The organism is Rhodobacter calidifons (assembly GCF_011174775.1).
Classification (GTDB): Bacteria; Pseudomonadota; Alphaproteobacteria; order Rhodobacterales; family Rhodobacteraceae; genus Tabrizicola; species Tabrizicola calidifons.
Window position 1 is genome coordinate 38,372 of the sequence record NZ_JAANHS010000004.1, and the last position, 17,161, is coordinate 55,532.

21 protein-coding genes are annotated in these 17,161 nt (G+C 68.1%); 13 read left to right on the top strand and 8 right to left on the bottom strand.

The genetic code is table 11. The features are described 5' to 3' along the window. Positions 1-55: 55 nt before the first annotated feature. The 6 genes from dapD to G8O29_RS06830 all read left to right on the top strand — a co-directional run bounded on the left by dapD (position 56) and on the right by G8O29_RS06830 (position 6,522). Positions 56-880 (top strand): 2,3,4,5-tetrahydropyridine-2,6-dicarboxylate N-succinyltransferase, encoded by an 825-nt coding sequence (gene dapD, locus G8O29_RS06805; RefSeq protein WP_166402495.1) that lies wholly within the window; start codon positions 56-58, stop codon positions 878-880. Positions 881-882: 2 nt separating this feature from the next. Then, a complete protein-coding gene (locus tag G8O29_RS06810; protein ID WP_166402496.1) occupies positions 883-1,218 on the top strand; it encodes a DUF8846 family protein in 336 nt (111 codons plus the stop codon). 79 nt (positions 1,219-1,297) lie between these two features. Further along, positions 1,298-2,449: a succinyl-diaminopimelate desuccinylase gene (dapE, locus tag G8O29_RS06815; protein ID WP_166402497.1), complete on the top strand. Its 1,152-nt coding sequence runs from the start codon at positions 1,298-1,300 to the stop codon at positions 2,447-2,449. Between the two features lie 14 nt (positions 2,450-2,463). Then, entirely contained in the window at positions 2,464-2,880 is a 417-nt protein-coding gene (locus tag G8O29_RS06820; RefSeq protein WP_166402713.1) for a GNAT family N-acetyltransferase, read from the top strand. A gap of 151 nt (positions 2,881-3,031) precedes the next feature. Beyond that, positions 3,032-5,263 carry a ribonuclease R gene (gene rnr / locus G8O29_RS06825; protein WP_166402498.1) on the top strand — a complete coding sequence of 744 codons (2,232 nt, stop codon included), beginning with the start codon at positions 3,032-3,034 and terminating at the stop codon, positions 5,261-5,263. Beyond that, positions 5,260-6,522, top strand: a complete 1,263-nt coding sequence (locus G8O29_RS06830; protein WP_166402499.1) for a lytic murein transglycosylase — start codon at positions 5,260-5,262, stop codon at positions 6,520-6,522. The genes rnr and G8O29_RS06830 overlap by 4 nt, the downstream gene beginning before the upstream one ends. Positions 6,523-6,658: 136 nt before the next feature. On the opposite strand, the gene G8O29_RS06835 is transcribed toward G8O29_RS06830, so the two are convergent. After that, positions 6,659-7,891: an RsmB/NOP family class I SAM-dependent RNA methyltransferase gene (locus G8O29_RS06835; RefSeq protein ID WP_166402500.1), complete on the bottom strand. Its 1,233-nt coding sequence runs from the start codon at positions 7,889-7,891 to the stop codon at positions 6,659-6,661. Positions 7,892-7,961: 70 nt separating this feature from the next. Between G8O29_RS06835 and G8O29_RS06840 the strand changes: the two genes are divergently transcribed. Continuing rightward, on the top strand, positions 7,962-8,132 hold the full coding sequence (locus G8O29_RS06840) for a DUF1674 domain-containing protein (protein ID WP_242678954.1): 171 nt from the start codon (positions 7,962-7,964) through the stop codon (positions 8,130-8,132). Between the two features lie 410 nt (positions 8,133-8,542). Here G8O29_RS06840 and G8O29_RS06845 read toward each other — a convergent pair whose 3' ends face one another. The 3 genes from G8O29_RS06845 to dapB form a co-directional block, all read right to left on the bottom strand. Further along, entirely contained in the window at positions 8,543-8,950 is a 408-nt protein-coding gene (locus G8O29_RS06845; RefSeq protein WP_166402502.1) for a (R)-mandelonitrile lyase, read from the bottom strand. Positions 8,951-9,105: 155 nt separating this feature from the next. Continuing rightward, the gene (locus G8O29_RS06850; protein WP_166402503.1) at positions 9,106-9,468 is read right to left on the bottom strand and encodes a dihydrodipicolinate reductase; all 363 of its coding nucleotides are present in this window, start codon (positions 9,466-9,468) and stop codon (positions 9,106-9,108) included. Between the two features lie 62 nt (positions 9,469-9,530). Further along, complete coding sequence (gene dapB / locus G8O29_RS06855; protein ID WP_166402504.1) at positions 9,531-10,337, bottom strand: 4-hydroxy-tetrahydrodipicolinate reductase; 807 nt, start codon at positions 10,335-10,337, stop codon at positions 9,531-9,533. Positions 10,338-10,433: 96 nt separating this feature from the next. Between dapB and rbfA the strand changes: the two genes are divergently transcribed. From rbfA to truB, 3 genes are read left to right on the top strand one after another with little or no spacing between them, the layout of a single operon-like run. Next, positions 10,434-10,862, top strand: coding sequence for a 30S ribosome-binding factor RbfA (gene rbfA, locus G8O29_RS06860; protein WP_166402505.1), 429 nt, complete (start codon positions 10,434-10,436; stop codon positions 10,860-10,862). Continuing rightward, positions 10,859-11,581 carry a phosphodiester glycosidase family protein gene (locus G8O29_RS06865; RefSeq protein WP_166402506.1) on the top strand — a complete coding sequence of 241 codons (723 nt, stop codon included), beginning with the start codon at positions 10,859-10,861 and terminating at the stop codon, positions 11,579-11,581. Before rbfA ends, G8O29_RS06865 begins: the two co-directional genes overlap by 4 nt. Positions 11,582-11,584: 3 nt before the next feature. Continuing rightward, the gene (truB, locus tag G8O29_RS06870) at positions 11,585-12,487 is read left to right on the top strand and encodes a tRNA pseudouridine(55) synthase TruB (RefSeq protein WP_166402507.1); all 903 of its coding nucleotides are present in this window, start codon (positions 11,585-11,587) and stop codon (positions 12,485-12,487) included. A gap of 299 nt (positions 12,488-12,786) precedes the next feature. Here truB and rplT read toward each other — a convergent pair whose 3' ends face one another. The 4 genes from rplT to pyk form a co-directional block, all read right to left on the bottom strand. Further along, the gene (gene rplT / locus G8O29_RS06875) at positions 12,787-13,149 is read right to left on the bottom strand and encodes a 50S ribosomal protein L20 (protein ID WP_166402508.1); all 363 of its coding nucleotides are present in this window, start codon (positions 13,147-13,149) and stop codon (positions 12,787-12,789) included. A gap of 12 nt (positions 13,150-13,161) precedes the next feature. Continuing rightward, positions 13,162-13,362, bottom strand: coding sequence for a 50S ribosomal protein L35 (gene rpmI / locus G8O29_RS06880; protein ID WP_135449392.1), 201 nt, complete (start codon positions 13,360-13,362; stop codon positions 13,162-13,164). Positions 13,363-13,469: 107 nt separating this feature from the next. Continuing rightward, positions 13,470-13,694 carry a hypothetical protein gene (locus G8O29_RS06885; protein WP_166402509.1) on the bottom strand — a complete coding sequence of 75 codons (225 nt, stop codon included), beginning with the start codon at positions 13,692-13,694 and terminating at the stop codon, positions 13,470-13,472. A 38-nt stretch (positions 13,695-13,732) separates the two neighbouring features. Next, positions 13,733-15,178 (bottom strand): pyruvate kinase, encoded by a 1,446-nt coding sequence (gene pyk / locus G8O29_RS06890; RefSeq protein ID WP_166402510.1) that lies wholly within the window; start codon positions 15,176-15,178, stop codon positions 13,733-13,735. Positions 15,179-15,344: 166 nt separating this feature from the next. Between pyk and G8O29_RS06895 the strand changes: the two genes are divergently transcribed. Genes G8O29_RS06895 through trhA form a run of 3 tightly spaced genes read left to right on the top strand, consistent with a single transcriptional unit; the run spans position 15,345 to position 17,106 of the window. Beyond that, positions 15,345-16,079, top strand: coding sequence for an N-formylglutamate amidohydrolase (locus G8O29_RS06895; protein WP_166402511.1), 735 nt, complete (start codon positions 15,345-15,347; stop codon positions 16,077-16,079). Further along, on the top strand, positions 16,080-16,394 hold the full coding sequence (locus G8O29_RS06900) for a DUF1244 domain-containing protein (protein ID WP_149124529.1): 315 nt from the start codon (positions 16,080-16,082) through the stop codon (positions 16,392-16,394). Next, positions 16,375-17,106, top strand: a complete 732-nt coding sequence (gene trhA / locus G8O29_RS06905; protein WP_367890137.1) for a PAQR family membrane homeostasis protein TrhA — start codon at positions 16,375-16,377, stop codon at positions 17,104-17,106. The genes G8O29_RS06900 and trhA overlap by 20 nt, the downstream gene beginning before the upstream one ends. The last annotated feature ends 55 nt before the right edge of the window (positions 17,107-17,161 follow it).

Genomic DNA, 17,161 nt, shown 5'->3' on the forward strand with positions numbered 1-17,161 from the left:
TGGCCCAAGGCTTATAGGGTCGGCGGAGCCTTGACCAACCGAAAAGGGAAGCCCCATGTCGAACGCCGCGCTGGAGACCGCCATCGAAGCCGCCTGGGAGGCGCGCGAGGGGATCAGCCCGGCGACGAAGGGCGAGGTGCGCGATGCCATCGAGGCGACGCTGACGGCGCTGGACAATGGCAGCCTGCGGGTGGCGGAAAAGCGCGGCAATGACTGGCATGTGAACCAGTGGGCGAAGAAGGCGGTGCTGCTGTCCTTCAGGCTGACCGACATGCACGAGATTTCCGGGTCAAACGGCGGCGGGAACTGGTGGGACAAGGTGCCGTCGAAGTGGCAGGGCTGGACGGCGGAGGACTGGCGCAAGGCGGGGTTCCGCGCGGTGCCGGGGTCGATCGTGCGGCGGTCGGCCTTCATCGGGAAGAACGTGGTGCTGATGCCGTCCTTCGTGAACCTTGGGGCCTATGTGGACGAGGGCACGATGGTCGATGGCTGGGCCACGGTGGGATCCTGCGCGCAGATCGGCAAGAACGTGCATCTGTCGGGCGGCGTGGGCATCGGCGGCGTGCTGGAGCCGATGCAGGCGGGGCCGACGATCATCGAGGACAACTGCTTCATCGGCGCGCGGTCCGAGGTGGTGGAGGGCTGCATCGTCCGCGAGGGCTCGGTCCTTGGCATGGGCGTGTTCATCGGCAAATCGACAAAGATCGTGGACCGGGAAACCGGCGAGGTGATGTATGGCGAGGTCCCGGCGGGGTCGGTGGTCGTGGCGGGCTCGATGCCGTCGAAGGGGGGCGTGAACCTTTACTGCGCGGTGATCGTGAAGAAGGTCGATGCGCAGACCCGGGCCAAGACCAGCATCAACGAATTGCTGAGGGACTGAGGATGGCCGAGACCCCCGACAGGCCCAAGCGCCCGCAGCAGGTCTATTCGCTGATCGTGCAGGTCGGCCGCAAGGAGGGCGACGGGCTGCCGCCGCGGGCCACGGGGGCGGCGCTTTTGTGCTACGCCTCGGGCGTGGACGAGGCCGAGGCGGTGCGCGAGACGGTGGCGATCCTGAAGGAGGCCGACATGGCGCCGCTGGAGGTGCAGGGGCTGGGCACGCTGGACGAACGGCTGAAGTCGGGCGAGGAGATCGATGACGAGGAGCGGTTCCTGATGGAACGCGCGCTGAAGGAGAACTCGGTCATCGTGGCCGAGGTCACGCCTTTCTTCGACTGACTGGGCGCGACCGCCTTCTGGTTGCAGGCCCCGGGCCAAGCGGCTAGGGATCCTGCGCGCCCCAATCTGGACCTGACAGATGCCCTTCGAACCCGTGGACCCGGTCGAGCTGACCGCCAAGCTGATCCGCTGCCCTTCGGTCACTCCGGCCGAGGGGGGAGCGATTGCCCTGCTGGCCGAGGTTCTGGGCGAGGCCGGGTTCACCTGCACGCGGGTAGACCGGGGCGGGATCGCCAATCTTTACGCGCGCTGGGGCAAGCAGGGGGCGAACCGGGCCTTCGGCTTCAACGGGCACACGGACGTGGTGCCGGTGGGCGACCGGGCGGCCTGGCGGTTCGATCCGTTCGGGGCCGAGGTGAAGGACGGCGTGATGTATGGCCGGGGCGCCTGCGACATGAAGTCGGGCGTGGCGGCCTTTGTCGCGGCGGCGGTGGATTTCGTGCGGGAGACGCCTCCGAACGGTGCGGTGATCCTGGCGATCACCGGCGACGAGGAAGGCGAAGGCAAGGACGGCACGGTGGCGATCCTGGACTGGATGGCCTTCAACGGCGAGCGGATGACGCATTGCCTGGTGGGCGAACCCACCTGCCCGAACCAGATGGGCGAGATGATGAAGATCGGCCGTCGCGGCAGTCTGACGGCGCGGATCACGGTGACGGGGGTGCAGGGGCATAGCGCCTATCCGCACCGGGCGAAGAACCCGCTGTCGGCGCTGGTGAAGCTGCTGGCGAAGCTGGACGCGGAACCGCTGGACCGGGGGACGCCGCATTTCGACCCCTCGACGCTGGCGATCACCACGATCGACTGCGGTAATCCGGCGTCGAACGTGATTCCGGCGCAGGCGACGGCGGTGGTGAACATCCGGTTCAACGACACCCATTCGGGCGACACGCTGTCGGCCTGGCTGCGGCACGAGGCGGAAGCCATGGCCGAGGCCACGGGCTGCGAGATCGGGTTGCAGATCAGCGTCTCGGGCGAGGCCTTCCTGACGCCCCCGGGCGAATTGTCGGCGCTGGTCGCGCGCGCGGTGCAGGCGGAGACGGGGAAGAAGCCGGTGGCCTCGACCAGCGGCGGGACGTCGGATGCGCGGTTCGTGAAGGACCATTGCCCGGTGATCGAGTTCGGTTTGGTCGGCAAGACGATGCATCAGGTCGATGAGCGGGTGGAGGTGGCGCATATCCACCAGCTGAAGGCGATCTACGGTCGCATCCTGCGAGAGTATTTCGCATGAGCCTTGCCGAGACGATGAAGATCGAGGTCACCGACGACATCCCGACCTGCCAGGCGCTGCGGAAGGTGGTCTTCATCGACGAGCAGGGGGTGTCGGAGGCCGATGAGGTGGACGGGCTGGATGGCCGCGCGATCCATCTGCTGGCCTGGGACGGGGACTGCCCGGTGGGCACGGCGCGGCTGCTGGTCAAGGGCGCGGTCGGAAAGATCGGCCGGGTCTGTGTGCTGCCGGAAGTGCGCGGCTCGGGCCTTGGCGCGGCGCTGATCCGCGCGGCGCTGGACGTGCTGCGGGGCCAGCCGGGGGTGACCGAGGCCTATCTTGGTTCGCAGAGCCATGCGGTCGGGTTCTACGAGAAGCTGGGCTTTGCGGTGGAGGGCGAGGAGTTCCTGGACGCCGGCATTCCGCATCGCCACATGCGCCGCGCCTTGTGACCGGCGGTTTTCAGGCGGAGCGCCTGCGGCGCAAGTTCTTTGTCTCGTCGTCGGGCTTGCGCCTCCTCCTCGGCGTGAAGATGAGTATTTGTGACATGGGCAAATGGGGGTCGGGTAGTCTTTGAGGATGGGGCGTGCTAGCTAGGCGGGCATGAAACCTTTGCCCTCCAAGGATGAAATCCGTCAGTGGATTTCCGAAAACCCCGGCCTTGCGGCCAAGCGCGACATTGCCAAGGCCTTTGGCATCAAGGGCGATGCGCGGATCGCGTTGAAGGCCTTGCTGCGCGAGCTGGAGGGCGAGGGGGTGGTGGAGAAATCCGGGCGCCGCTTCCGCGCGCCGGGGGTCTTGCCGCCGGTGGCGGTGTTGCAGGTGCTTGCCCCGGATGCGGCGGGGGATCTGTTTGCCCGGCCGCTTGAGGAAGGCGTGGCGGAGGGGCCGCGCATCCTGATCGTTGCGCAGAAGGGCGATCCGGCGCTGGGGGCCGGGGACCGGATTCTGGCGCGGCTGGCGAAGGTCGAGGCCGAGGATCGCGACTATGAGGCGCGGCTGATCCGCAAGCTGGGGTCGAACCCGGCGAAGGTGCTGGGGGTGTTCCGGCAGGGCGCCGAAGGCGGGCGGATCCTGCCCATCGAGAAGGGCTCGGACCGGGAATGGCGGGTGGCGTCGGACATGACCGGGGGGGCCAGGGATGGCGAGCTGGTCGAGGCCGAGGCGGTGGGCGGGCGACGGCTGGGGCTGCCCGCGGCGCGGGTGGTGGCGCGGCTGGGCGATCCGGCGGGGCCGCGGGCGGCGTCTTTGATCGCCATCCATCAGCATGGCATCCCGGATGTGTTCCCGGATGCGGTGATTGCCGAGGCGGACCGGGCCGAGCCGGTGGGCATGATGGGGCGCGAGGACTTGCGTGATCTGCCGCTGGTTACCATCGATCCGGTCGACGCGCGGGATCGGGATGACGCGGTCTATGCCGAGGCGGATCGCGATCCGGGCAATCCGGGCGGGTTCGTGATCTGGGTGGCGATTGCCGATGTGGCGCATTTCGTGACTCCGGGCTCGGCGCTGGACCGCGAGGCGCGGCGGCGGGGGAATTCGACCTATTTCCCCGACCGGGTGGTGCCGATGCTGCCGGACATCCTGTCGGGGGACCTGTGCAGCCTGCACGAGGGCGTGGACCGGGCCTGCATCGCGGTGCGGATGGTGATCGACAAGGACGGCCACAAGCGGAGCCATCGCTTCGTTCGCGGGATGATGCGGTCGGTGGCGTCCCTGCATTACGCACAGGTGCAGGCGGCGGTGGACGGGGCGCCGGATGAGAAGACCGCGCCGCTGGTCGATTGGGTGCTGAAGCCGCTGTATGCCGCCTATGCGGCGCTGAAACAGGCGCGGGAGCAGCGGCAGCCGCTGGATCTGGAGCTGCCGGAGCGCAAGATCGAGCTGGGGGAGGATGGCCGGGTGGTGTCGGTCGCCTTCAAGGAGCGGCTGGAGGCGCACAAGCTGATCGAAGAGATGATGATCCTCGCCAATGTCGCGGCGGCGGAGGAGTTGATCCGGCTGAAGCGGCCCTTGCTGTTCCGGGTGCATGAGGAGCCCTCGCCGCTGAAGCTGGAAGGCTTGCGCGAAGTGGCAGAGGGTGCGGGGCTGACCCTGGCCAAGGGGCAGGTGTTGCAGACGAGGCACCTGAACCGGCTTCTGGCGCAGGCGGAGGGGACGGAGTTCGATGAGCTTATCAACCTGTCCACGCTGCGGTCGATGACGCAGGCCTACTACCACCCGGAGAATTTCGGGCATTTCGGGCTGGCGCTGCGGAATTATGCGCATTTCACCTCGCCCATCCGGCGGTATTCCGACCTGATCGTGCATCGGGCGCTGATCTCGGCGCATGGCTGGGGGAAGGACGGGTTGTCGGCCTGGGACGAGCAGAACCTGGAGGAGACGGGCAAGCTGATCTCGGAGGCCGAGCGGCGGAGCATGGCGGCAGAGCGGGATACCAATGACCGCTATCTGGCGGCCTATCTTGCCGACCGGGTGGGGGCGGAGTTTGCCGGGCGGATTTCCGGGGTGCAGCGGTTCGGGGTCTTCGTGCGGCTGGACGAGACCGGGGCGGACGGGCTGATCCCGGTGCGGGCGCTGGGGCGGGAGTATTTCAACTACGACGAGGGCAGCCAGACGCTGAGGGGGTCGGAGACCGGGATGGTGCTGGGGATCGGGCAGAAGGTCATGGTGCGGCTGGCCGAGGCGGCGCCGGTGACAGGCGGGCTGATCCTGGAGCTTCTGTCGGTCGAGGGGGCGGCGATGCGGCCGTCGCGGCGGTCGGGGGGGAAATACAGCCCCCGGAAGCCTGCGCAGGCGGCGGCGAAGCGGCGATTGGTGCGGAAGCGCAGATGAGGGGCGGGGCAAAACTTTTCGAAAAGTTTTGCAAAATCCTTCGAAGGATTTTGGCGGCGCTTGGGACTGGCGCGGTTCCTGGCCTGGCGGTGGCGCAGACGATCCTGCCCGATCCGGTGGCGGGGGAGGAGGATGTGATGGGGTCTCAGGCCGGGCTGGACGCATGGGTGCAGGACTTCCGGCCTCGGGCGCTGGCGGCGGGGGTGTCGGCGGCGACCTTCGATGCGGCGCTGCGGGGGGTGGAGTTCAACCCCAAGGTCGTGGAGCGTGACCGGAACCAGAACGAGTTCACCAAGACGATCTGGGATTATCTGGACACCGCCGTGTCCGAGGACCGGGTGGCCCTGGGGCTGAAGGCAATTGCGAAAAACCGCGATCTGCTGGAACGCATCGAGGCCGAGTATGGGGTGGAAAAGGAAGTCGTCGCGGCGGTCTGGGGGCTGGAGAGCGCCTATGGGACCTATCGGGGCGATCTGCCGGTGCTGGGGTCGCTCGCGACGCTGGCCTATGAAGGGCGGCGGGGGGCGTTCTTCGAGGCGGAATTGATTGCTGCGCTGCGGATCGTCGAGGGCGGGCATGTGGAGCGGTTCGTGGGCTCCTGGGCGGGGGCGAGCGGGCATACTCAGTTCATGCCGTCGTCCTGGGAGAAGTTCGCGGTCGATTTCGACGGGGACGGGAAGCGGAACCTTTGGGGGGAGGATCCGGGGGACGCGCTGGCCTCGACGGCGAATTACCTGCGGCATTGGAGGTGGGTGAAGGGCCAGCCCTGGGGCGTGGAAGTGCGCTTGCCCGAAGGCTTTGACTACGACCAGACGACGGAGCGGGTGGTGAAGCCGGTGGCGGAGTGGCAGGTGATGGGGGTGCGGACGGTGTTCGGGGCGGATCTGCCGGACCATGGGCCGGGGTCGATCCTGTTGCCGGGGGGGCATCGGGGGGCGGCCTTCCTGATCTGGCCGAATTTCCAGGTGATCGAGCGCTACAACACGGCGGATGCCTATGTGGTGGCGATCGGGTCGCTGTCGGACCGGCTGCGCGGGGGGCCGGCGATCCAGCATGGCTGGCCGCGCGAGTTGCGGGCGCTGACTTTGGCAGAGCGGCGGGAGTTGCAGGATTTGCTGACGAAGGCCGGGTTCGATGCCGGGGGCGTGGACGGGCGGATGGGGCCGAAGACTGTGGCCGCGGTGAAGGCCTTCCAGAAGGCGCGGGGGCTGGTGCCGGATGGCTATCCCTCGCTGGAGGTGCTGGACCTGTTGCGCTGATGTCTTCGCGCGGGAACGGAATGGAGCGCTGACGCGCGAGGCTTTTGTCTCGTCGTCGGGCTGCGCCTCCTCCTCGGTCGTTGGGGCGCTTCGCCCCCAAACCCCCGAGAGTATTTGGACATGGGCAAGACCGGTGTCAGATGGGCCTTTGCAGACGAGCCATGAAGAAACCGTCCATGCCACCCCGGTCGGCCCAATGGTCGGGGCGGAGGCGGAGGGCGTTGTCAGGGGTCCACCAGGCGGGGTCGATGCCCGGGAGGTCAGGGCGTTCGACGGTCAGGCTCGGGTGGCGGGTGAGGGCGGCGGCGAGTTGGGCCTCGCCTTCCTCGGGCAGGAGCGAGCAGGTGGAAAAGACGAGGCGGCCCTGGGGTTTCAGCCAGCCGAGGGCGCGGTCGAGGAGTTGGGCTTGCAGCGTGGTGAGGTTGGGGAGTTCGGAGCCGTCCTTGACAAAGGGGAGGTCCGGGTGGCGGCGGATCGTGCCGGTGGCGGAACAGGGGGCGTCGAGGAGGATGGCGTCGAAGGGGGCGTCGGGTTGCCAGTGGAGGGCATCAGCAGTGATGAGGGTGGCGGGGAGGTTGGTGCGGGCGAGGTTGGCCTGGAGGCGGGCCATGCGGGGGGCGGAGATGTCGAGCGCGGTGACCTGGGCCCCGCTTGCCGCGAGTTGCAGGGTCTTGCCTCCCGGCGCGGCACAGAGGTCGAGGATGCGCTCGCCGGGTTGGGGTTGCAGGAGTTTGACGGGAAGCGCGGCGGCGGCGTCCTGGACCCACCAGCCGCCCTCGGCATAGCCGGGGAGGGTGGAGAGCTGGCCGGGGTTGCGGAGGCGGAGGCTGCCGGTGGGCAGGAGGTCTCCGTCCGGGTGGGGGAAGCCTGGTCGCAGGGTGAGGTCGAGCGGGGGTTCCTGGGCGTGGACGGTCTCGATGGCGGTGACGGCGTCGCGGCCGAAAGCGTGGACAAGGGGTTGGCGGAGCCAGCGGGGGAGTTTCTGGGTTTCAAGGGTGAGGTCGTCGGGCAGCGCGCGGAGGACGGCGTTGACGAGGCCGGTGAGGTGGGCGGTGCGTTTGCCGCCCTGGCGGGTGATCTCGACCGCGGCGTTCACCGTGCCGTGGGCGGGGGCGCCTTCAGCGCGTTCGACGAGGGCGAGGCGAAGTGTGTTGCGGACGGTGAGCGGCGGGGACTTGCGAAGGTGTTTGTCGAGAAGCCTGTCCGCAGGTTCCAGGTGGCGGAGGGTGGTTTCGGCCAGGCGCAGCGCGCGGGCGCGGTCGGCGGGGGCGAGGTGGCCGCCGGAGAAGTCCGACAGCATCCGGCCTTCGCCGAGGACGCCGTCGAGGATTGCGACGGCTGTGGCGCGCGCAGTGAGGCCTTCAGCCATTCCGGTCCCCTTGCTGGTTCGCAGAGGGGCCTATATCAGGATGGAGGGCCATACAAGGAAGGGGTCAGTCATGGACGACGATCTGCCACCCGCGGCGAAGCGAGCGCTGGCCGAGGCAGAGGAACGGCGGAAGGCGGCGGCCCTGAAGGCGCCCCTGCCGAAAGAGCTGGGGGGCCGGGACGGGCCGGAGCCGGTGCGCTATGGCGACTGGGAGAAGAAGGGGCTGGCGATCGATTTCTGAGGGGTTGCCTGCGGGGCGGCTCTTGCGTCGCGCCATCGGCTTTTCGTAGCTGCCCACGCGTGGTCAGTTTGTTGCAATCCAGGATTTCAATGGCTTGGCTGTGGGCATCAGGGATGTGGAAAGTATTGGCGGCGGTGCATGACTGCGCTTGGTTTCAGACATGCCAAGGGGTTTGCGACGGCCCCGCTTCTCGTGCAGGTCGCAGGATGGCGTGATTTTTGGGACCCAGCCCCGTTTGCAGCATCTGGGCGCATCAGCCAGGGCGAGTGCCTCCGGCGGGAGTATTTGGGACATGGGCAAGGAGCTGAGCGGGGTAGGTCCTGACCGGGATGCTGCGACGTCACGGGGCCGTGAGAGCGCTGAATGCGGGGCAAGGGTGTTTGGCGTGCCGGAGGAGATGGCCGGTCCGGTCACTCTTGCGGTTCGACGAGGTACTCGGCGTCGCTGACGGGTTCCATCCAGTCGGTGCTGCGGCCGTCTTGGACCTCGTGGATCGCGATATGGGACATGCCGTTGGTTGGGGTGGCGCCGTGCCAGTGGCGTTCGCCGGGGGCAAAGGTCACGACGTCTCCGGGGCGGATCAGGCGGATGGGGCCGCCGTCCGACTGGCAGAGGCCGAGGCCTGCGGTGACGATCAGGGTCTGGCCGAGGGGATGCGTATGCCAGGCTGTGCGGGCGCCGGGGTCGAAGGTGACATGCACGCCCTGCACCCGGTCGGGGGCATCGGGGTTGAACAGGGGGTCGAGCCGCACTCGGCCGGTGAACCAATCGGGCGGACCGGGGCGGGAGGGGGCGTGGCCTGCGGGGGTGATCTTCATCGGCGTCTTCCGGTGGGTAAGGCGGGAGCGGAGCAGGGATTGGAGGCAGGATCACGCCAACCGGGCCGCTCCTCTTGTGCCTTCGGCTTCTCGTCGCTTGACTGAGGCCGGGCGGGGCACAGCGAGGGGCGAGGAAGGAGACGACGAGCGGCCCCCTAGCGCAGGCGGAAGGTCGCGCTGTCGCCCCTGCCCTGATCGACGGTGAAACGGAGTTTTTCGGCCCCCTGCGCCTCGACCAACTGACAGTTGTAGCGGATGGGCATCCCGCTCCAATCCATCTCGCGGCAGAAGTAGCCGTCCTTCCAGGACCAGTTGCCGGTGATCTTCCAGCCGAGCGCCGAGCCGTCGATGCGGCCGTCGGGCAGGACCTTGATCGACAGGTTGTAAAGGCCGATGCGCAGGGTGCGGTCCTTGACCAGGGTCAGGAATCGGTCCTTTTCCTTCACCGGCTCGAAATCGTTTGCTGCGGCCGTGACCGGGACCGACAGCACAAGCATCATTGCAGCCAGACGCAGCATGACACCCCCCGATGACACATGATGCGAGTCCTACGCTGCCGCAAGCATAGCGGATCACCCGGTCAGATGCCAAGCACGTCCGTCATGTCGTACTGGCCGGGTTTCCGGCCCTGGCCCCAGACTGCGGCGCGCAGCGCGCCCCGGGCGAAGATCGCGCGGTCGGTGGCGACATGGCGCAGGATCACCCGCTCGCCCTCGCCGGCGAAGATCACGTCGTGTTCGCCGACGATGTCGCCGCCGCGGATGGCGGAGAAGCCGATGCTGCCCCTGGCCCGCGCCCCGGTGATGCCGTCGCGCCCCGAGACGCGGGCATCGTCGAGGCTGATGCCCCGGCCTTCGGCGGCGGCCTGGCCCAGCATCAGAGCGGTGCCGGAAGGGGCATCGACCTTCATGCGGTGGTGGGCCTCGACGATCTCGACGTCCCAGTCGGCGTCCAGCGCGGCGGCGACCTTCTTCGTCAGACGCACCAGCAGGTTCACGCCAAGCGACATGTTCCCGGCGCGGATGATGGTGGCGTGGCGGGCGGCGGCCTCGATCCTGGCCAGGTGCTGGGGTTCAAGGCCCGTGGTGCCGATGACATGGACCGCGCGGGCCTGGGCGGCGAGCGCGGCAAATTCGACCGTGGCGGCGGGGGCGGTGAAGTCGATCACGGCCTGCGCCTTGGCGAAGGCCTCGAGCGCGTCGTCGGTGACCTTGACCCCGATTGGGGCGCCGCCCATCGCCTCGCCCACGTCGCGGCCGATCCAGGGATGGCCCGCACGTTCGACACAGGCCACGAGGCGCAGCTTGTCCGAGCCCTGGGCCAGCCGGATCAGCGTCTGCCCCATGCGGCCCGAGGCCCCCGTTACCACCAGTCCCGGCTGATCCATCCGTGCGTCCCCCGTTTGCCGCCCGGTCTAGCCGGTTCGCGCGGGCGTGAGAAGCCCGGCGTTGCGGGCGGGGGCGAAAGGGCCTAAAGGGGCTGCATGGGGAACAAGCGCTTCAACTCCGGGACCGGCCCGTCGCAACGCCAGTTGCGCGTGGGCGAACTGATCCGCCGCACGCTGTCGGATGTGCTGAACCGGGCCGAGATCCACGACCCGGAGCTGAACGCCATGCCGATCACGGTGGGCGAGGTGTCCTGCTCGCCCGATCTGAAGGTGGCGACCGTCTATGTGATGCCGCTGATGGGGTCGGTCCCTGTGGAGGCGGCGATCACCGCGCTGGCGCGCAACAAGGCCGAGCTGCGGCATCTGGTGGCGGCGCAGCTGACGCTGAAATACGCGCCCGACCTGCGGTTCAGGCCCGACGAGACCTTCGACCGGCTGGACGAGACGCGGCGGCTGTTTGCCGATCCCGCGGTGCAGCGCGATCTTGGCGCGCCCGATCCTGACCCCGCGGACGGTGCGGAATGAGGTGGCTGGCGGCGGTTCTTCTGCTGGCGCCGGTGGCGGCAGGAGCGGCGGACTGCCGGGACACGAGCTTCGAGGGTGCGTCCTATACGGTCTGCGAGGTGGCGGCGGGCGAGGATCTGCGGCTGTTCCATTCCGGGCCGGAGGGTGCCTATGGCAGCTTCCGCAAGGTCGATGAGGCGCTGGCCGCCGAGGGCAAGGCGCTGGGTTTTGCGATGAATGCGGGCATGTATCACCGCGACCTGTCGCCCGTGGGACTTTACGTCGAGGACGGGGTCGAGCTGTCAAGGATCGTCACCAGCGACGGGCCGGGGAATTTCGGTCTGTTGCCGAACGGGGTGTTCTGTATCGGCGAGGGGTTCCGGGTGATCGAGAGCCGCGCCTTCAAGAAGGAAAGGCCCGCCTGCCGCCATGCCACCCAGTCCGGTCCGATGCTGGTCATCAAGGGCAGGCTGCATCCGAGGTTTCTGGCGGGAAGCGACAGCCGCTATGTCCGCAACGGCGTGGGCGTCAGCGAGGATGGGCGCAGGGCGGTCTTTGCGATTTCCAACGATGCGGTGAACTTCCACGCCTTCGCGCGGTTCTTCCGGGATGCGCTTGGCCTGCCGGATGCGCTGTATTTCGACGGCAACATCTCGCGGCTTTACGCGCCCGGGCTTGGCCGGCATGACGGCGGCTTTCCGATGGGGCCGATCGTCGGCACCGTGGTTCCGAAAGGCTGACGCATGGGGCGTGCGAGGAAGGGGCGGGCAGTCAGCGGCTGGCTGATCGTGGACAAGCCGGCGGGGGTGACCTCGACGGCGGTGGTGAACAAGGTGAAATGGGCGCTGGAGGCCGCGAAGGCCGGCCATGCCGGGACGCTGGACCCGGATGCGACCGGCGTGCTGGCGGTGGCGCTGGGCGAGGCGACGAAGACGATCCCCTATGTCACCGATGCGTTGAAGTGCTACCGGTTCCGGGTGGTTCTGGGCGCGGCAACGGAGACCGATGACGCCTCGGGCGCGGTGATCGCGACCTCGGCGCTGCGGCCCACGGATGCGCAGATCGAGGCGGCGCTGGCGGCGTTCCGGGGCGACATCATGCAGGTCCCGCCGCAGTATTCGGCGGTGAAGGTGGAGGGCGAGCGGGCCTATGACCTGGCGCGCGAGGGCGAGGTGATGGACCTTGCCGCGCGGCCCTTGTGGGTGGAAAGGCTGGTCATGCTGGGCCGCCCGGATGCGGATCACGTCGATCTGGAGATGGTCTGCGGCAAGGGCGGCTATGTGCGGTCCATCGCGCGGGACCTTGGGGCGGCGCTGGGGTGCCTGGGGCATGTGGAATGGCTGCGGCGGGAATGGTCGGGGCCGTTCGACGCGGATCAGGCTGTGACGCTGGAGACGGTGGAGACCGAGGCCAGGACCGAAGCCCTGGATGCGCGGTTGTTGCCGCTGGAGCTGGGCTTGCAGGACCTGCCGGAGTTCAACGCGACGCCCGAAGGTGCGGTGCGGTTGCGCAACGGCAACCCCGGCCAGGTGATCGGCCACGCGGACTGGGGCACGGAGGGCTGGGCGAGCCTGAATGGGCAGGCGGTAGCCGTGGGGCACTACCGGGGCGGAGAGTTGCACCCCTCCCGGGTGTTCAACCGCTGAACGGCTGCGCGCGCCCCGGACCTGATCCGGGGCCTCCGGGTGGCAGAGGAGGTCCCGGGTCAGGCCCGGGACGGCACCTGGAAAGGCCCCGCGTCGCCCCTGGTCTTTGCCTTGTGCGGATGATCGGACCGGTCGGTCCAGCGCGGCCCTGGCCTGCGCTGAGCCCCCCCGTGCGCGCGCCCCGGACCTGATCCGGGGCCTGCGGGTGGCAGGGGAGGTCCCGGGTCAGGCCCGGGACGGGAAAGGAAAAGGCCCCGCTGCAGGGCGGGGCCTTTCCATATTCGGAAGGATCCGACCGATCAGGCCAGAGCGGCCTTGGCCCGGCCGGCAATGGCGTTGAACGCCTCGGGCTCGTGCACGGCGAGGTCGGCGAGGACCTTGCGGTCAACCTCGATCCCGGCCTTGGTCAGGCCGTTGATGAGACGCGAATAGGTCATCTCGGCGTCGAACAGACGGACGGCGGCGTTGATCCGCTGGATCCACAGCGCGCGGAACTGCCGCTTGCGGACCTTGCGGTCGCGGGTCGCATACTGGTTGGCCTTGTCAACGGCCTGCGTGGCGGTGCGGAAATTCGTGGAGCGGGCGGCGTAGTAGCCTTTCGCCTGCGCGATCACCTTGCGGTGACGGGCATGCGTGACCTTGCCGGACTTGACGCGGGACATCTGGGGCTCTCCTTACCGGTCGTAGGGCATGTATTTCTTGACGATCTTCGCATCGCTGTCGCAGAGCAGCATGGTGCCGGTCGCGTCGCGGACGAATTTCGGGGTGCGCTTGATCATGCCGTGGCGCTTGCCGGCGACACCGGCCTTCACCCGACCGGTGGCCGTGAAGCTGAAGCGCTTCTTCGCCGCCGACTTGGTCTTCATCTTGGGCATTTCCATCTCCGTGGTTTCAGGCACGACTCGGCATGCCACTCTGGCCGGCCGTGCGGGTAAGAAGCCGCCCCTATAGGCGGAGGCGCGCGAAGGTGCAAGAGGCTGCGTCAGCCGAAGACGCGCATCACCGTCTTCAGGATGACACCGGGAACCTCCTGGAAGGTATAGCCGCCGGGGCTGTAGATCAGCGCGGAGGAAATCATGCCCAGCGCCGTGATGGCCATGATCGCCCCCATCCGGGGCGCCCGGTTTTCCGCCCAGGCCGACAGAAGCGACGGAATTGAAAGCACCAGAAGCAGGATCCCGACCGTCAGCACCAGATCCGTATCCATGATCCCTCGTCCGCGCCCGCGCCCGTTGCTTCCGCAGGTTACTCTGGGTCAACCCGCGAGATCAATCGTTCGTCGCAAGGCGCCACGCGCAGGATGTTGGTGGTGCCCTTGACGTTGAAGGGCACGCCGGCGGTGACGACGATCTGGTCCTCCTCGGTCGCGAAGCCGTCGGATCGCGCGGCGCCCACCGCGGCGAGGACGGCGCCCTTGAAGCGTTCCTGCGGCGGGGTGATCACGCAATGCGTGCCCCAGGTGAGCGCCAGCCGCCGGGCGGTGGACATCAGCGGCGTCAGGGCCAGGATCGCGACATGCGGCCGTTCGCGGGCCACGAGGCTGGCGGTGGTGCCTGATTGCGAGAAGCAGCAGATCGCCTTGATGTTGGTCGCCTCGGCAATCTCGCGCGCGGCGGCGACGATGCCGTCGGCCACCGATTCGCGGCGGACGACGCGGCTGGCCTCGATGATCGAGAGATAGGTCGGGTCCTTCTCGACGCTCATCGCCACGTTGTTCATCGTGGTGACAGCCTCGACCGGATACTTGCCGGCGGCCGATTCGGCCGAGAGCATGATCGCATCGGCGCCTTCATAGATCGCGGTGGCGACGTCCGAGACCTCGGCACGGGTCGGCACGGGCGCTTCGATCATCGATTCGAGCATCTGCGTCGCCACGATCACCGGCTTTGCCGCGGCACGGGCGCCGCGGACGAGGCGCTTCTGGATCGGGGGCACCGAGGTGACGGGCAGTTCCACGCCCAGATCGCCGCGCGCGACCATGATCCCGTCCGACACTTGCAGGATGGCGTCATAGGCCTTCACCGCGGCGGGTTTCTCGATCTTGGACAGGATCGCGGCGCGGCCCTTGGCAAGGCTGCGCGCCTCGATCACGTCCTCGGGGCGCTGCACGAACGAGAGCGCCAGCCAGTCCACGCCCAGTTCGCAGACGAATTCGAGGTCGGAACGGTCCTTCTCGGACAGGGCGGCGAGCGGCAGGACCACGTCGGGCACGTTCACGCCCTTGCGGTTGGAGATGGTGCCGCCGACCTCGACCGTGCATTCGGCGAAATCCTTGCCGCAGGCGTTCACGCGCAGGCGGATCTTGCCGTCGTTGACCAGAAGCGTCGCGCCGGGTTCCAGCGCGGCGAAGATCTCCGGGTGCGGCAGGTTCACGCGATGCGCGTCGCCGGGCGTGGTGGAGAGGTCCATGCGGAAGGCGGCGCCTTCGCTCAGCTCTTCCTGGCCATTGGCAAAGACGCCGACGCGCAGTTTCGGCCCCTGGAGGTCGGCCAGGATGCCGATCGGGCGGCCGAGGTCCTTTTCGACCTGACGGATGATCTCGTGCCGCTTCCTGATGTCCTCGTGGGCGCCGTGGCTCATGTTCAGGCGGAACACATCGGCCCCGGCCTCGAACAGCGCGCGGATCATCTCGTAGGTCGAGGAAGCGGGGCCGAGCGTGGCCACAATCTTCACGTTGCGGTGACGGCGCATCGCCATCCTCCTGCTGATAAATTCCGGTTCATGTGGGCCGCGTGCCTTATGGCGCAATCGGCTGCGTCCCGCAACGCTTTCCCGACGCTCTTCGCTGCCTTTCAGTTGCTCATCGCTGGCCTTGCGCGAAGAACGACCGTAAGGGAGGGATGAGCACCGCGCGAGGATGACCTTGGCCTTCCAGATCGACGGAGAACATCGCCCCGGGCGCTGGCTGGTGACCTGCGACCATGCCTCGAACCGGGTGCCCCCTTGGGTGAACGGCGGCGATCTGGGCATCCCGGCCGAGGACATGGCCCGCCACATCGCCTGGGATGTGGGCGCGGCGGGGGTGGCGCAGGAGCTGGGCCGCCTGCTGGACAGCCCGGTGATCCTGTCGGACTTCAGCCGTCTGGTGATCGACCCGAACCGGGGCGAGGACGACCCGACGCTGGTGATGAAGCTTTACGATGGCACGATCATCCCGGCGAACCGGCATGTCACGGCAGAAGGCGTGGAAGAGCGGCTGGACCGGCTTTATCGCCCCTATCACGCGGCTTATGCGCGTCTGGCGGCGATGCGACCGGACCGGGTGATCGTGGCGGTGCATTCCTTTACCCCCTGTCTGCGCGGGCGCGCGCCCCGGCCCTGGCATGTGGGGGTGCTGTATTCGCATCTGGACGAGCGGCTTTCGAAACCGCTGATCGCGCGGCTGCGGGCCGAGACTGACCTCTGCATCGGCGACAACGAGCCATATTCCGGGCATCTTCCGGGGGATGCGATCGACCATCATGCCTTGCGTCTGGGGCGGCACAATACTCTTATAGAGATCAGGAACGATCTGATCGGGACGGCCGAGCAGCAGGCCCATTGGGCGGGGCGGCTGGCGGGGATCCTGATCGAAGTGCAGGAGGGTCTGTAGATGGACGACGCGACGCGGACGGAACTGGAAGCCGCAGCCTTTCGCGCGCTGGTGCATCACCTGATGGTCAAGCGGCCCGATGTGCAGAACATCGACCTGATGAACCTGGGCGGCTTCTGCCGAAACTGCCTGAGCCGCTGGTATCAGGAAGCCGCGAACGCGCGCGGCATCGCGATGACGAAGGACGAGGCGCGGGAAGTGGTCTACGGGATGCCCTATGCCGACTGGGTGGCGCAGCACCAGACCGAGGCCGATGCGGGCAAGAAGGCGGCTTTCGACAAGGCCTTCGAGCAGAATGTGGGCAGGAAAGACTGATCCGAAGGATGTGATCCGCAGTTCGGCGTTTTTCCACTATTTTCGCGGGATGCTGCTGCCGGTCCGTCACGACTATTCCCGCGCCGAGCGTCTGAGCGATGCCGTCGTCCACCTTCTGGGCATCGGCGCGGCGCTGGTCGCAGTTCCGGTCCTGATCGCCCTGGCGGTGATCCTGCGCGGCGATGCGGCGGCGGTCGCCTCGACCGTGATCTACGGGCTGGCGCTTGTGGCGACGCTGGTCTTTTCGGCGCTGTTCCACCTGAGCCGGCAGCCGAGGCTGCGGCGCATCTTCCGCAGCCTGGACCATACCGCCACGCTCTGTCTGATCGCGGGGACCTACACGCCATTCGTCCTGCTGTCGGGGGCCGAGGTGAAGGGATTGCTGGTCGCGCTTTGGGTCGCTGCCCTGCTGGGATCCGCCCTGCGCGCCCTGGCGCCCGACCGGCTGAGGCTGGCGGCTGTCGCGCTGTCGCTGGTCATGGGCTGGGCGGCGCTGTTCGGCGGGGGCGAGCTTCTGGCCGCGCTGTCGACCCCGGTGCTGGTTCTGATCACGCTGGGCGGGGTGCTGTATTCGGTGGGCGTGGCCTTCTGCCTGTGGCATCGGCTGCCGTTCCACTACACGCTCTGGCATCTCTGCGTGCTTGCGGCGAGCGCGGTGTTCTATGCCGCCGTGACCCTGCAACTGGTGCAATCGGCGGCAGACCTGCCGTAGGTCCGGGCCCCGCGGTCAAACCCGCCAGCCACATCAGCGGAAATGCAACAGACGG

Bases quoted from the DNA above. Each gene is read 5' to 3' on its own strand.
- G8O29_RS06900 (WP_149124529.1), top strand. From the start codon at position 16,080: ATGGACGACGCGACGCGGACGGAACTGGAAGCCGCAGCCTTTCGCGCG.
- rpmI (WP_135449392.1), bottom strand. From the start codon at position 13,362: ATGCCCAAGATGAAGACCAAGTCGGCGGCGAAGAAGCGCTTCAGCTTC.
- G8O29_RS06835 (WP_166402500.1), bottom strand. From the start codon at position 7,891: ATGGCTGAAGGCCTCACTGCGCGCGCCACAGCCGTCGCAATCCTCGAC.
- G8O29_RS06885 (WP_166402509.1), bottom strand. From the start codon at position 13,694: ATGGATACGGATCTGGTGCTGACGGTCGGGATCCTGCTTCTGGTGCTT.
- trhA (WP_367890137.1), top strand. From the start codon at position 16,375: ATGTGGGCAGGAAAGACTGATCCGAAGGATGTGATCCGCAGTTCGGCG.
- G8O29_RS06840 (WP_242678954.1), top strand. From the start codon at position 7,962: ATGGACGACGATCTGCCACCCGCGGCGAAGCGAGCGCTGGCCGAGGCA.
- rbfA (WP_166402505.1), top strand. From the start codon at position 10,434: ATGGGGAACAAGCGCTTCAACTCCGGGACCGGCCCGTCGCAACGCCAG.
- G8O29_RS06810 (WP_166402496.1), top strand. From the start codon at position 883: ATGGCCGAGACCCCCGACAGGCCCAAGCGCCCGCAGCAGGTCTATTCG.
- rnr (WP_166402498.1), top strand. From the start codon at position 3,032: ATGAAACCTTTGCCCTCCAAGGATGAAATCCGTCAGTGGATTTCCGAA.
- dapD (WP_166402495.1), top strand. From the start codon at position 56: ATGTCGAACGCCGCGCTGGAGACCGCCATCGAAGCCGCCTGGGAGGCG.
- truB (WP_166402507.1), top strand. From the start codon at position 11,585: ATGGGGCGTGCGAGGAAGGGGCGGGCAGTCAGCGGCTGGCTGATCGTG.
- dapE (WP_166402497.1), top strand. From the start codon at position 1,298: ATGCCCTTCGAACCCGTGGACCCGGTCGAGCTGACCGCCAAGCTGATC.
- rplT (WP_166402508.1), bottom strand. From the start codon at position 13,149: ATGTCCCGCGTCAAGTCCGGCAAGGTCACGCATGCCCGTCACCGCAAG.
- dapB (WP_166402504.1), bottom strand. From the start codon at position 10,337: ATGGATCAGCCGGGACTGGTGGTAACGGGGGCCTCGGGCCGCATGGGG.
- G8O29_RS06895 (WP_166402511.1), top strand. From the start codon at position 15,345: ATGACCTTGGCCTTCCAGATCGACGGAGAACATCGCCCCGGGCGCTGG.
- G8O29_RS06820 (WP_166402713.1), top strand. From the start codon at position 2,464: ATGAAGATCGAGGTCACCGACGACATCCCGACCTGCCAGGCGCTGCGG.
- G8O29_RS06850 (WP_166402503.1), bottom strand. From the start codon at position 9,468: ATGCTGCGTCTGGCTGCAATGATGCTTGTGCTGTCGGTCCCGGTCACG.
- G8O29_RS06830 (WP_166402499.1), top strand. From the start codon at position 5,260: ATGAGGGGCGGGGCAAAACTTTTCGAAAAGTTTTGCAAAATCCTTCGA.
- G8O29_RS06845 (WP_166402502.1), bottom strand. From the start codon at position 8,950: ATGAAGATCACCCCCGCAGGCCACGCCCCCTCCCGCCCCGGTCCGCCC.
- pyk (WP_166402510.1), bottom strand. From the start codon at position 15,178: ATGCGCCGTCACCGCAACGTGAAGATTGTGGCCACGCTCGGCCCCGCT.
- G8O29_RS06865 (WP_166402506.1), top strand. From the start codon at position 10,859: ATGAGGTGGCTGGCGGCGGTTCTTCTGCTGGCGCCGGTGGCGGCAGGA.